Source organism: Hoeflea sp. TYP-13, assembly GCF_040932035.1.
Lineage (GTDB): Bacteria > Pseudomonadota > Alphaproteobacteria > Rhizobiales > Rhizobiaceae > Hoeflea_A.
In genome coordinates, this window is the sequence record NZ_JBFRBB010000005.1 from 557,039 (window position 1) to 569,815 (window position 12,777).

A 12,777-nucleotide genomic window follows, 5' to 3' on the forward strand; every position below is an offset into this window, starting at 1 on the left:
GTATTGTAATGCGAAGTCCGGGCCACCAGCGGGTCTTCACCACCAATGAATATGGCTCTTTTTTTGCAATTCTGTGCCCCGGATGCATGTTTCGGCGGAATCCACGCAGCAAAACGGCCTTTCCATTTCATCAGCCTTCCGGTGCATCGTATCGTCGTGGCCATCAAAACCCGGAGAGATGCTGCTTCCAAACCCCGTGTGTCGGGACAAAACCGTCTTTTTGCGGAGCATCGCCCGGCCGAATGCGGCGTGTCCCCAAACGAAAGCAATCTTTACCGCGCCGGTCTTCAAAATCACAATGGACAGCTGCCTATCGGCAGGACCTGCTATGCGTGACAGACGTCTTTGCGCCGGCTCTTAACGTTCTGTTGCGGCCCGTCACCCAACGCAAAAGCAACAGGACCCGATTGGGCCACGCCGCAGTACCGGGAAACCTCTCACCGGTTGAACGCAACAACCTGTATTGCGCCTCATCCTGGGCCGCCTGAAGGTCCTGGACGCGCTTGCCTGCTAAAGCGGAATACGCTTGCGGTCAAATATGCTCAAAACTGTCGCTGACCCGCCTTTGCGCCGGGTTGAACATTCCCCCAAAAAAGAGGCACTGTCGTGCGGCCAGCCGCCAATATTCCCGCTGGCGGCAATGCAGGATTTGCGAACCGATAAAGTTCGGCCGCAACACGCTTTTCCGCGCTGCCCGCGAAATTCTTCGCCCACCAACATCGTTTTGAATTCCCGTGCCACATATTGGTAATACGTGGTATAGTATGTCTCGCACATCTGGAGGTTCTGCCGAATCAAGCTTTAATCGGCAAAGACACAACACAAATTGTAATATCCTCCTTCTTTTCATATTTGAAAATCCAATCTGTTGTGGCCTCATCCATGCTTGAGAGTCCGTAGAGCGGACGGGTATTTTATATCTCTCTGTTTATATTGAATTAAATCGTCTATACTTCACGCGGAGCGGCTAGAGCCATAGCCAGCGGCCTGTGAGGGGCGGCCGTAACACGGTGTGGCGCAAGCAAGTCTGGGGAATACTTTTCATGTATGAAAGGTGGAATTGGGACGATCTCAGATTGTTCATTGCCGTTGCGCGGGGCGGTGGATTATCGATGGCAGCGGACAGGACTCAGTCGAGCGCCCCGACATTGGGCCGGCATATTCTCGCCCTTGAGCGTGCCCTGGGGATGGATTTGTTCCACCGTAGCAAGGACGGATATATCCTCACCACGGCAGGGCTGGAATTGCTGGAAATTGCCGAAAATGTTGAGGCGGAGGCCACCAAGATCGATCGCTGGCGGGACAAGGAACTGCAGTCCCGTAAGGTACATATTGCCGTCGGCTTCTGGACCGGCCTTTTTCTTGCGCACAAGATCGCGGAACTGCGTCCGCGGAAAGGCGATATCGAACTTGCCCTTATAACCGGCGTGAATGATCTGGATCTGCTGAGGCATCAGGCGGACATCGGATTGAGAAGCCGCCGGCCGGTTCAGACCGGCCTCACTGGACAGAAACTTTCGCGTGTTGAATTTGCCGTTTATGGCGACACGGACTATGTCGACGCAAATCCGCTTTCGAAATCCCATCGCCGTTTTTGGGAGTGCGACTGGATAACCGTATTGCCGTCCGGCACGAAACCGCAATCGACCGCCTGGCTGGAAACACACCTCGAAAAGGATGCCCTGTTAAGCTGCAATTCACAGGCGGCGCTCATGGCAGCCGTCAGCACCGGCGCCGGTCTTGCCGTCATGCCCTGTTTCGCAGGAGACGCCTCACCGCGGCTTGTCCGCTGCAGCGACACGATCGGTGAACTGGCCTACGACCAGTGGCTGGTTAGCCATGACGAGAACCGGGATGAAAAACATATCGCGGAAATACTGGACAATATTGCGGATTTAATTGGAAGGCACCGCCGCCTTTTCGAGGGAATGTCGGCGGCAGCCTGATCATTTGATGCATCGGAAGGTGCTATGTGCCCGACAGGGAGCCCCGGCGGGGCTGTGGGCTGTTCCACACCGGGGCAACCCATCTTGAGATCCCTTATTCGCCCGTTCGTGCGGTTTTCGCTGAATTATTGCAGGGCAAACAATTTCGCGGGCTCGGCCGGTTCAGCCGATGCTCGCGAACACGACAGTTTCATCATGATAAATTACTAATGAAGCCGGCTAACTATCGATCTGCAATGCGATAATGGCGATCGCCTGCTGGTAGACACTGGCCGCGTTCCATGCCTGTATGGCCCGGAAGTTGGTCTGTCCCGGCTGATAGCCCCGGCCTCTTTTCCAGCCGTAGCTGCGCAGGTAGTTCGCGGTCGACGCCAGAGCATCGGTCCGGGATCCGACAAGGTCGCGCCGGCCGTTGCCGTCTCCATCCACCGCGAAGCGGATATAACTCGACGGCAGGAATTGCGTGTGCCCCAGCTCGCCATGGCCGGCACCGCGCATCTGTTTGCGCGAGAGCTGCCCCTGCTGAATGATGGTCATTGCCGCATAGAGCTCATTGGTAAAAAAAGCCGACCGGCGACAGTCATAGGCAAGTGTCGCCAGAGCCGAGATCGTATCCTCGGCGCCCATAAACCTGCCGAACCCGGTTTCCATGCCCCAGATCGCCAGGATCACACCGGGCGGAACGCCATAGCGCCGCTCGAGCGAATTAAGGAGCTTCTGATGCTTCTTCTTGAGCTGTTTTCCCTGTCGAACAATGGTGCTCGCACCACGCTTTCGCATGAACTGGTCAAGCGACAGTTTGAAGCTGCGCTGACTGCGGTCCATCCGGATTGTCTTTTTCCGGTAAGAAACATTTCCGAGCGTGGCGTTGATTGTGCGCTGGTTGAATCCCCTTGCCGCCGCCTCTTTTTTTGTTTCAGCCACCCACCTTGAAAATCCGGCGGCGTTGTTGCCGCATTTGGCGGCATGTGCTGCAGGTGCGCTCAACGCCAATACAACCAGCCCCACACCCAGACCGCAAACGGTATTTCGAAATCTCCAGTTCACCACTGTGCCCCCTGATCCAAATCGATACACAATACCACCGGACCTTATATTGATCCCGACACTGATTTATACAGCTTAGAGCATCTATTGTCCGGTTTAAACTTGTTGCCGGCAATCACCGCGCGATTTCAGGCAAAGATAGATAATATATTCGCGACAAATCACATGGGGACCTGTTCCCCTTCAAAGCCGATGACATCGCGCTCGCCTTTGAACCAGCGCCGCGTATCGACAAAATCAAAGCCGAGCGAGATCCCATTGATGATAAGTACAACAAGCGTGAGCCGGGTTTCCCCCTCGCCCATATCGGCTGCGAAATAGCGGCCAATCAGCACCAGTTCCAGTGGCAGCCAGAATATCAGATGCGGGATCGCCAGAACCCTGGAAAAACCCGCATTGAGCAGAACCAACACGGTATTGATGACAAGTGCACCGCCGCCAAGCACGGCAATCCATTTGCCGCTGACGGTATCCAGCATGAAAAAGCCTGAAAGATTGGCCGGGATCAGGAACACGAACATCCATATAAGAACCCAGACCGGGATAGCTAGGAGCGATGTGAGAATGCGTGCAAAGAGCCGAATCATGCGGCCATGATCAGCAACATGCCTGATGCGGACAAGGCATCGCGATTCACAAATCCGTCATCCGCAATCGCTTGAACGCCGAAAAGCAAAACGGGCCGGCAAACCGGCCCGTTTCTCGATTTTCTTTTTTAACGCTCCAATCAGGCAGCCTGGCTCTTCGCCTTGATCAATCCGCGTGCAACCAGCAATTCCGCGATCTGGATCGTATTGAGCGCCGCGCCCTTTCTCAAATTGTCGGAAACCACCCACATATTGAGACCGTTTTCAACCGTTGCGTCTTCGCGGATACGCGAAATATAGGTCGCGTCCTCGCCGGCGCATTCATGTGGCGTGACATAGCCGCCATCCTCGGTTTTGTCGATGACGAGGCAACCGGGAGCATCGCGCAGTATATCGCGCGCCTGATCGGCGGTGATTTCGCGCTCGAACTCGATATTGACGGCCTCGGAGTGACCGATGAAGACCGGCACGCGCACAGCCGTGCAGGTGACCTTGATCTTCGGATCCAGCATCTTCTTCGTTTCGGCCAGAACCTTCCACTCTTCCTTGGTGTATCCGTCTTCCATGAAAACATCGATATGCGGAATGACGTTGAAGGCGATGCGTTTGGTAAAGACGTTCTTTTCAATCGGATCGGAGACGAAAACCGCGCGCGTCTGGTTGAACAGTTCGTCCATACCGTCCTTGCCGCTGCCCGATACCGACTGATAGGTCGAAACGACGATCCGCTTGATGCCGGCCGCGTCATGCAGCGGCTTGAGCGCTACCACAAGCTGAGCCGTCGAACAGTTCGGATTGGCGATGATGTTCTTCTTGGAAAAATCGGTGATTGCGTCCGCATTGACCTCCGGCACGATCAGCGGAACGTCCGCATGATAACGCCAGGCAGAGGAATTATCGATGACGACGCAGCCCTGCTCGCCGATCTTTGGTGACCATTTCTGCGATATCGAGCCGCCGGCGGACATCAGGCAGAGATCGGTCGTGGAAAAATCATGGGTTTCCAGGTTCTTGACCGTCAGCGTCTTGTCGCCGAACGAGACCTCCTTGCCGACCGACCTGCTGGAGGCAAGCGCAATGACCTCGTCGACCGGAAAGTTCCGCTCCGACAAAATATCAAGCATTTCCCGGCCCACATTTCCGGTGGCGCCAGCAATAGCGACTCTAAATCCCATTTGAAAATTCTCCTGTCCCTCTTCCTGTTCGCAACCCGCCGGCCGGCAGCGGGTCCCTTCCCCGGCTGGACCGGGAAGAGCGCGGACAAGCCAGAGACGTCAGACCGTTTTGGTCGTTTTCTTGGCCGTGGTTGTGACAGGACGCGCGCATGCGATACCGTTTCCGGCGTCGATCGCCGGAAAAGACTTCACCATCAATGGCAGATATGCGGTGTGCATGGTCCGTTCCTGTTTCGCTGCGGGTTTTACATCGCCAGCACGAGGAGTCAATCTCTGCCGCGCATAAAGACAGCCGCCAGGACCAATTGCGTGACAGGGGCCGTTCCAGCGGGCCCGGTTGCGGAAAGGCGGTGGTCGATCAGCCCCGCACCCAGAATCTCGTCAGTTCGTAGCCACGGCGGCGCACCGGCCAGCCATTTTCGTCTGTGGTGAACAATATTCCGTAACGGGCAAAGAAAAGGGCTGTGAAATAGGAATACCAGGCACCGAAGGCCACCCCCGCAATGACATCGCTTGGAAAATGCGCGCCCACCAGCACACGGCTGAAACCGAGCCATATGGCCAGCACAAGCGCCACGAAGCGCATCCGCGGAAAGAAGATCGCAATGGCTGCGAACATCGCGCCCGATGTGGTCGAGTGCCCCGAAGGAAAGCTGGCAAAGCTGGCATTTGAAAACGGCTGGAAATCAAACGCGCCCAGCTCTTCGAAATGCACCGGACGTGCCCTGCCGATCAAGCGTTTGAGGATTGCGACGATCAGGCCGGACAGGCCGACGGAAAGAAAGATATATCCGCTCGCCGAGACCCATTTTGCAAGCGTCAGTTGGGTGCGGGCTCTAAAGCGGCTCCAGTCCAGCCCGAACCCGATAAGGACGAGGAGCCCGGTGGGAACGAGTATCCAGCCGGATTTCGCAATATCGGTCAGCTCCGACGCCCACCATAGGATCTCGGGCGGCCACTTGCCACGATAGGCCCCGACCGGGTTGTCGAGAACGACCGCGGCCAAAAAGACCGTCATGGCGACAAGGAAGAAATAGCGAAATCCGTGCACACGGATGGATAAATTGCGGTTTTTGCGCCGCCTTTTCATCAGCGCGCGATTTGCGGTTACGTTGGACCGGATCCGCTGAGACAACTGGCGCCCGGCGCGCTGGATGCCATTTGTCCCGCTGTCTGCATTTTGAGCGTCCATCACATCGTCCGTCGTTTATTGCAGGCGGCATCAGCACCGCGCTATCGCGCGACCGGGCACACTACATCAGGCGGTCAGTTTCTTGAATTGTTCCAGCACCGCATCGCCCATTTCCGACGTGTTGACCGTCGGCAGGTGTGGCGAGGCGATATCGGCGGTGCGAAGGCCGCTGTCAAGAACATTGGCGATGGCTTTTTCAAGCAAATCGGCTTCTTCGACCATGTTGAAGGAATAGCGCAGGCACATGGCAAAAGACGCGATCTTTGCGATCGGATTGGCAAGGCCCTTGCCGGCAATGTCCGGGGCCGACCCGTGAACGGGTTCGTACAAAGCCTTGCGCACGCCGGTCTTTTCATCGGGCGCGCCGAGCGAGGCGGACGGCAGCATACCCAGAGATCCGGTCAGCATGGCGGCAACGTCGGAAAGCATGTCGCCAAACAAATTGTCGCAGACAATGACGTCGAACTGCTTCGGCCAGCGCACCAGCTGCATGCCGCCGGCATCGGCCAGCATGTGTTCCAGTTCCACGTCCTGGTATTTCGCCTGATGAGTTGCGGTAACGACCTCGTTCCACAAAACACCTGATTTCATCACATTGCGCTTTTCCATGGACGTGACCTTGTTGCCACGCGTCCTTGCAAGTTCGAAAGCCACACCGGAAATGCGCTCGATTTCATACGTGTCGTAAATCTGCGTGTCAATGCCGCGCTTCTGGCCATTGCCGAGATCGATGATCTCCTTTGGCTCTCCGAAATAGACGCCGCCAGTCAGTTCGCGCACGATCAGGATATCAAGGCCCTCGACAACATCCTTTTTCAGCGAAGAGGAATCGGCAAGAGCCGGATAGCAGATGGCGGGGCGCAGATTGGCAAACAGCTCCATATCCTTGCGCAGGCGCAGCAGTCCGGCTTCAGGCCGCACTTCATAGGGCACATCGTCCCATTTCGGGCCACCGACCGCGCCGAAGAGAACGGCATCGGCTGCAAGCGCCAGCTTCATATCGTCTTCGGAAATAGACAGGCCGTGCACATCAAAGGCCGAGCCGCCCACGAGGCCTTCCTCGATCTCGAACCCGGCCTGAAGCCCTTCATTCATGAAGGCAATCAGCTTTCTGACCTCATTCATCGCCTCCGGACCGATCCCGTCACCGGGAAGCAGGAGAAGTTTGCGCGTTGCCATTATCTGTCCTTTGTCTTTGTTTTTTGAAAGCCGGCCCCGACCGGATACGTCAGGACGGCCGATAAGCCGTCGCCTCGATTTCGACGCGCATTTCCGGACGGATCAGACCCGTGACCAGCATGGTGGCGGCAGGCCTGATATCGGCGAAAAACTCGCCCACGATGGGAAACACACGCCCGGCATCCGAGGCATCGGTAATGTAATACTGGACCCTGACAATATCGGAGAGCTTGAATCCGGCCTCCGTCAAAGTTCTTTCGATGGTCAGCAGGGCGTTCTGGGTCTGCTCTTCGACCCTCTTCGGCATCTGCATCGATTCATAGTCGTAGCCTGTCGTACCGGCCACGAAGCAGAAATCACCCTGAACGACCGCCCGGGAATAGCCGGCAGCCTCTTCAAAAGGCGAACCGGTCGAAATCAGTTTGCGCATATCGGCTCTCCGAATTTAGAGCGAGATAATGTCAATGCCACGGGCGATGGTTGGAAATATGGCCTTCGTGGCGATCGATATGATGATCCTTCTCCATCGTCAGGCCGATATCATCGAGACCGTTCAACAGACAGTGCTTCTTGAAAGGATCAATATCGAACTTGATGACGCCGCCGTCCGGCCCGTGGATCTCCTGGGTCACCAGATCGACGGTAATAGTAGCGTTGGCGCCGCGCGAGGCGTCGTCCATCAGCAGATCGAGCTCTTCCTGGCTGACGACAATCGGCAGCAGGCCGTTCTTGAAGCTGTTGTTGTAGAAGATATCGGCAAAGCTGGTGGAGATGACGCAGCGAATGCCGTAATCCATCAGTGCCCAGGGCGCGTGCTCGCGTGAGGAGCCGCAACCGAAATTGTCACCCGCAACCAGTATCTGGGCGTTTTCATAGGCGGGTTTGTTGAGGACAAAATCCTCATTCTTCGAACCATCGTCCTTGAAACGCATTTCGGCAAAAAGCCCTTTGCCCAGGCCGGTACGCTTGATGGTTTTCAGATAGTCCTTCGGGATGATCATGTCCGTGTCGACATTGACGATCGGCAGGGGCGCCGCAACGCCGCTGAGTCTGGAAAATTTCTTCATCACGAGAACCTCAACTTCCAACGCCAGCATAGCCAGGTCCTCTCGTTCGGAGGCCGGCCGGCGGCTGGCAATATGTCTTTTGCCAAGCGTTTATCAAAGCTGACGCGGAAAAAGAAGTGCTTTGGACCGTTTCATGATCAAATTGAGTGATTTGATCGAAACGGCCCAGGGCGAATTTCGAAACTACATATCGATGATGGTGCCGTGACCGTCATTCCATACGCGCGGTCCGCGGCGTTTGTGTTCGGTGTGGACCTTCGGACGATAACCGAGTTTTACGGCGATCAGACCGATGGCGCCGGCAACGACGGCAAAGCCAACGACAGCAAGCCCGACAGTGGCCATGACGACGATCATCAGGGCGGCAATTGCCAACCCGATGATACCGACGATAATTGCGCGAAGATTTTCCATAACCTAACCCCCCGCTTTCAAACCTTTTCCATCGACCGGGTAACAGCCGGCCATATCAAGCACCCGATGGGGATCGGGCCTTGTAATTCAATTGGTCATTGCGCCTGCCTTTTTCAACCGCCCGAACCTTACAAATCGGACATGTTGACCCGTGGGCCTGAAAATCCCCGAAATTCGAAGCCGCTGTTTCGGTGTCTTGCGCATCATGGTTTTCGCAGGCAAATAGACACGATGACACAGCCAAATGACAGCACTGCCGGACTTTCCCGTCCGGTCCGCGCCCGCCGTTCGGTCCTTTACGTTCCGGCCAACAACAGCCGGGCCATGGAAAAAGCCGCCGGTCTTGCCTGCGATGCGGTGATTATTGACCTCGAGGACGCAGTCGGTCCCGACGACAAGGCACGGGCGCGCGGCACTTTGAAGAACTGGCTTTCCGAAATACGTAGCGCGGACAAAGAATACGTCATTCGCATCAACGCACTTGCCAGCGAATGGGGTGGCGATGATCTGGAAGCAGCCTGTGCCTGCCTTCCGGATGCAATCCTGCTGCCGAAGGCCGAGCGGGCCGGTGATATACTCGAAGCCGAGGCGATCCTTTCGGATCTCGATCCTGAAGAGGAGATCCGGCTGTGGGCAATGGTGGAAACGCCGCGGGGCATTTCGAATGCGGTTTCCATTGCCGATACGGGCAACCGGTCCCAAGGAAGGCTGGACTGCCTGGTGGCAGGCACCAATGATCTTGCCAAGGACACCGGCGTTGTACTTCCGGACGGGCGCTCGTTCATGCAGCCCTGGCTGATGCAGATCATCCTGGCGGCGCGGGCAGCGGGTCTGGATGCCCTCGACGGCGTTTATAACAATTTTCGCGATCCAGACGGCTTTCGCTCCGAATGCGAGACCGGGCGCCTGATGGGTTTTGACGGCAAGACCCTTATCCACCCGGCGCAGATCGAGGCCGCGAATGACGTCTTCGGAGCGGACGCCGACGCAATAACCGTGGCGCATTCGATCGTCGCAGCGTTTTCCAAAGCCGAGAACGCGGGCAAGGGTGTGATACAGATAGACGGGAAAATGGTTGAGCGGCTGCACCTGGAGCAGGCCGAAAAGCTCTTGAAGAAGGCTGCATTGCAGCAGAACCCGAAACAGGACGGAGTTGCGCGATGAAATTGTACAGGCTGCTGACGGGCCCCGATGATTCAAGCTTTTGCCACAAGGTCAGCGAAGCGCTCCACGATGGCTGGGAGTTGCACGGCGACCCGGCATACGGCTACAACAACGAGACCGGGGCGATGCAGTGCGCCCAGGCCGTTATCAAGCATGTGTCAGGCAAGACCTACAGCCCGGATATGAAACTCGGCGAGCAATAGAGCCGGGATGCTTAAAGAAACGATCGGTATTTAAGTACGGATCGGTCAGGAACGCCGGCTGCGCCTGCCGCCCCGCCTTAGCCGCGGACTGTTGCCTGCAGCGGTCATGGCCTGACGCAGATAACCGCAGAAACGCTCGACTTCCGGGCTGTTGGCACTTCCTGCGTCGGCATATCTGAGGGCATGGCGCGCCGCTTTCGGTATTGCCGCATCGTCCGGCAGATCAAGCATCCAGCACACAAGCGCCTCTTCCGCCGACAGCGGTTCAAAGCTGCGGTCCTTCCGTATCGCGACAACATTGGCGCGGTCCGGCTTTCCTATCCGGCGCACCAGCCTGCCGAGGTCGCTGCTGTCTTGCATAGGACGCATGAGTCAGCCTCCCATTGTTGCGCAAAATGGCATGGGAAGGTGTCGGTCATATATGGTCGTAATTTGCATATGTCTCTCCTTCAAAGGCAGAGACGGGGCAAAGAAAGTGCAGGTTCGCCGGCCTTAGCCGACGCCGCCGCTCTTCCGGGGCACCCCGCCCGGGTTGCAGTTGCTTGTGAAGGCAGGTCTCCTGGCTCGCGGGTCTTCATCTTCAGCTCCCGCCTTCCCGGTTCTTGAACCAGTGGCGATCGGGAGAGACTCACCGCTTACAGTTGCGGGGGCAGCGCCGGAATTGCACCGACTTCCCTCTTGGCTCCGCCACATGCGTTGCATCACGCGAATCGCGGCAAAGAACCTTCACACCTGAGAATTTACCCGATCGGACGAAAAAAAGGGAACACACATGCGACGCATTGCGTCGCACAACCGAACCGTATTGCCATCAGGAACGGTAAAATCGGCGCAGCAGGATCGGCGTCAGATACATTGGCACCTGATAGCAGCCGATAAACAACAGCATGGGCTCCATGACACCAACAGGCAGAGCAGCCAGAAACAGAGCAATGTTTCGGTTTCCGGCCGAAACGGCTATTCCGGCGCTTTGCTGCGGCAGCTTCCGTTTCAACAACAGGTACGAACCGATCTGAAGGCCGAAATTGGCAGCGAAGGCAATGAAGAGGTTGAACAGAAGGCCACCGGGATTTTGCGTGATCGCCGGCCGGATGGCGGCCATCAGCCCGACCACCATGATCGCCATCGTCAGTGCCGCCATGCCTTCGATAGCACTCAGACTCGCCGGTCCCGGGTTCTTCAGCAATACTCCGCGAATGAAAAAAGCGATCGATGTCGCGATACCGATGAGAAGAAGCAGACGCAGGGCAGCGCCGAACACGCCTTCTCCGGCAACGAGCTCAGGCAGCAGCCAGAAAACCGGAATGGTCGTCAGCGGCAGCAATGCGGTGCCCGCGATCAACAAACGCAGCGCCGGCGCAGCATCCTTGCCGAGCAGGAACGTCAGGCTTGGGCTTCCCGAAATGGGAGAAGCCGTGAGCATCAGCGCCAGGCCCAGGGCCAAGGGACTGTTCCACCCGGTCGCGATCAGGATGCCGGCAAAAACCACCGGGCAAACGAGCTGAAGAGCACCCACCAGATAAAGCGAATGTCCAAGGTCACGCGTCGCGCCGATGGCTTGCCGGGGCCCGACACGCAGCGCCGAAAAAAACAGCAACAACGCGACCGCTGCGGGCAGATGATCCTGCATCAGGGCCGCAAGCTCTGGAAATGCCACCGCCGCGCACAATCCCGCGACGAGCAGCCAGCGGCCATGGGTTGCTGCAAGTTGAAACGGCAGGAGCAGGATCCGCATCACGACAGCCCCCGGACGATCAGGAGCAGGCCCGCCGCGCCTGACACGGCGAGCAGCCATGGCCGGTACCACCTGGCAAATCCGAGCCGGAAGCGATGCGCCAGCCATAGGCCGAAGACCATGGGCGGCGCCATGGCGAGCGCAATATAGATGTCGCGTTCGCCGGCAAGCCCGCTTGCATAAAGACCGGCCAGCGAGCCTGCGCATCCCACCGCAAAGAACGCTGCCAGTGTCGCACGCGATGCGGCCGGGCTCCTGCCGTGGTAAATCAACGCAAGAGGTGGCGCTCCGACGGACGTGATCGTGCCCATGACACCCGATATGGCGCCCATCGACAAAAGCGACAGCCGGTTAAACGGCAGCGCGCGGCCTGCAACCGACAACAGCACCGCCACCAGCACCATAATGCCGAACAACAGGCTGAACCCAGCGGCGCCCGATATCCAAAACAGCAGCAAAAGACCGGCCGCAACGCCCGCAAAGCGGCCGGCCGATGCGGTCGCCACCTCGCCCCACCGGATGATACCGCGGTCGGCCCAGGCGCCCCAGGTCGCTGTAAACATGCCGAGAAACAGTGTTGGCGCCGGGACAAGAACCGGATCGATCAACGCCAGCAACGGCGCGACCATGAGACCGAAACCCATGCCGAGCCCCGACTGCACGATGGAACCCGTCACGATAACAAGGGCCGCAAAGGCGATCGTCCAGGGTGAAAGGGTCTGTGCTATGTCAAATGCGTTCAAGAAACTACCCGCCGGAACCCGGACACTTGTTTTCCCGCTGTCAGGTCGTGATATCGGGGATGCGAATGAGCACGAAAACCGTCAGCCCGTGATCAGAAAAATGGATATGCAGCTTCCGCAATATCGCTGATGTGGTGATTTGTCATGCTCCGAATGACAAAAAGATCAGTGCGGCAGGGTCACAATTGAAAGGGAGGCGCTGAACGCCTCCCTTCAGGCTCTATTCCATTGCCTTGTATGCATCGATGATGGCCTTGCCGTCATCGCCTGAGTTGGCCAGCCACTCGGCCGCCATGGTGGCGCCGATCTCCTGCAGTTCGCCCTT

General features: G+C 57.4%; 14 protein-coding genes and 1 riboswitch. Of the genes, 3 read left to right on the forward strand and 11 right to left on the reverse strand.

Annotation, left to right across the window (positions count from 1 at the left end; all coding sequences use genetic code 11):
* The first annotated feature begins 1,043 nt into the window (after nucleotides 1–1,043).
* Nucleotides 1,044–1,946 (forward strand): LysR family transcriptional regulator, encoded by a 903-nt coding sequence (locus ABVT35_RS25600; RefSeq protein WP_368470423.1) that lies wholly within the window; start codon nucleotides 1,044–1,046, stop codon nucleotides 1,944–1,946.
* 219 nt (nucleotides 1,947–2,165) lie between these two features.
* Here ABVT35_RS25600 and ABVT35_RS25605 read toward each other — a convergent pair whose 3' ends face one another.
* From ABVT35_RS25605 to ABVT35_RS25640, 8 genes are all read right to left on the reverse strand, one after another.
* Entirely contained in the window at nucleotides 2,166–2,993 is an 828-nt protein-coding gene (locus tag ABVT35_RS25605; RefSeq protein WP_368470424.1) for a lytic transglycosylase domain-containing protein, read from the reverse strand.
* Between the two features lie 161 nt (nucleotides 2,994–3,154).
* Nucleotides 3,155–3,580, reverse strand: a complete 426-nt coding sequence (locus tag ABVT35_RS25610) for a hypothetical protein (RefSeq protein WP_368470426.1) — start codon at nucleotides 3,578–3,580, stop codon at nucleotides 3,155–3,157.
* Nucleotides 3,581–3,720: 140 nt separating this feature from the next.
* Nucleotides 3,721–4,755, reverse strand: a complete 1,035-nt coding sequence (locus ABVT35_RS25615) for an aspartate-semialdehyde dehydrogenase (protein WP_368470427.1) — start codon at nucleotides 4,753–4,755, stop codon at nucleotides 3,721–3,723.
* Nucleotides 4,756–5,113: 358 nt separating this feature from the next.
* Nucleotides 5,114–5,947: a phosphatase PAP2 family protein gene (locus tag ABVT35_RS25620; RefSeq protein WP_368470428.1), complete on the reverse strand. Its 834-nt coding sequence runs from the start codon at nucleotides 5,945–5,947 to the stop codon at nucleotides 5,114–5,116.
* Between the two features lie 66 nt (nucleotides 5,948–6,013).
* Complete coding sequence (gene leuB, locus ABVT35_RS25625) at nucleotides 6,014–7,126, reverse strand: 3-isopropylmalate dehydrogenase (protein ID WP_368470429.1); 1,113 nt, start codon at nucleotides 7,124–7,126, stop codon at nucleotides 6,014–6,016.
* A gap of 49 nt (nucleotides 7,127–7,175) precedes the next feature.
* Nucleotides 7,176–7,556 carry a RidA family protein gene (locus tag ABVT35_RS25630; protein WP_368470430.1) on the reverse strand — a complete coding sequence of 127 codons (381 nt, stop codon included), beginning with the start codon at nucleotides 7,554–7,556 and terminating at the stop codon, nucleotides 7,176–7,178.
* A gap of 31 nt (nucleotides 7,557–7,587) precedes the next feature.
* A complete protein-coding gene (gene leuD, locus ABVT35_RS25635; RefSeq protein ID WP_368470454.1) occupies nucleotides 7,588–8,193 on the reverse strand; it encodes a 3-isopropylmalate dehydratase small subunit in 606 nt (201 codons plus the stop codon).
* Between the two features lie 183 nt (nucleotides 8,194–8,376).
* Nucleotides 8,377–8,607: a hypothetical protein gene (locus ABVT35_RS25640; protein ID WP_368470431.1), complete on the reverse strand. Its 231-nt coding sequence runs from the start codon at nucleotides 8,605–8,607 to the stop codon at nucleotides 8,377–8,379.
* A 231-nt stretch (nucleotides 8,608–8,838) separates the two neighbouring features.
* On the opposite strand from ABVT35_RS25640, the gene ABVT35_RS25645 reads away from it, so the two are divergent.
* Both ABVT35_RS25645 and ABVT35_RS25650 read left to right on the forward strand, forming a co-directional pair.
* Nucleotides 8,839–9,771, forward strand: a complete 933-nt coding sequence (locus ABVT35_RS25645; protein WP_368470432.1) for a CoA ester lyase — start codon at nucleotides 8,839–8,841, stop codon at nucleotides 9,769–9,771.
* Nucleotides 9,768–9,974, forward strand: coding sequence for a DUF1737 domain-containing protein (locus ABVT35_RS25650; RefSeq protein WP_368470433.1), 207 nt, complete (start codon nucleotides 9,768–9,770; stop codon nucleotides 9,972–9,974). Before ABVT35_RS25645 ends, ABVT35_RS25650 begins: the two co-directional genes overlap by 4 nt.
* A 45-nt stretch (nucleotides 9,975–10,019) precedes the next feature.
* Here ABVT35_RS25650 and ABVT35_RS25655 read toward each other — a convergent pair whose 3' ends face one another.
* The 3 genes from ABVT35_RS25655 to ABVT35_RS25665 all read right to left on the reverse strand — a co-directional run bounded on the left by ABVT35_RS25655 (nucleotide 10,020) and on the right by ABVT35_RS25665 (nucleotide 12,452).
* A complete protein-coding gene (locus ABVT35_RS25655; protein WP_368470434.1) occupies nucleotides 10,020–10,343 on the reverse strand; it encodes a hypothetical protein in 324 nt (107 codons plus the stop codon).
* A 162-nt stretch (nucleotides 10,344–10,505) separates the two neighbouring features.
* Nucleotides 10,506–10,717, reverse strand: a riboswitch (cobalamin riboswitch).
* A gap of 68 nt (nucleotides 10,718–10,785) precedes the next feature.
* On the reverse strand, nucleotides 10,786–11,709 hold the full coding sequence (locus ABVT35_RS25660) for a hypothetical protein (RefSeq protein ID WP_368470455.1): 924 nt from the start codon (nucleotides 11,707–11,709) through the stop codon (nucleotides 10,786–10,788).
* On the reverse strand, nucleotides 11,709–12,452 hold the full coding sequence (locus ABVT35_RS25665) for a TSUP family transporter (protein WP_368470435.1): 744 nt from the start codon (nucleotides 12,450–12,452) through the stop codon (nucleotides 11,709–11,711). The genes ABVT35_RS25660 and ABVT35_RS25665 overlap by 1 nt, the downstream gene beginning before the upstream one ends.
* Between the last annotated feature and the right edge of the window lie 325 nt (nucleotides 12,453–12,777).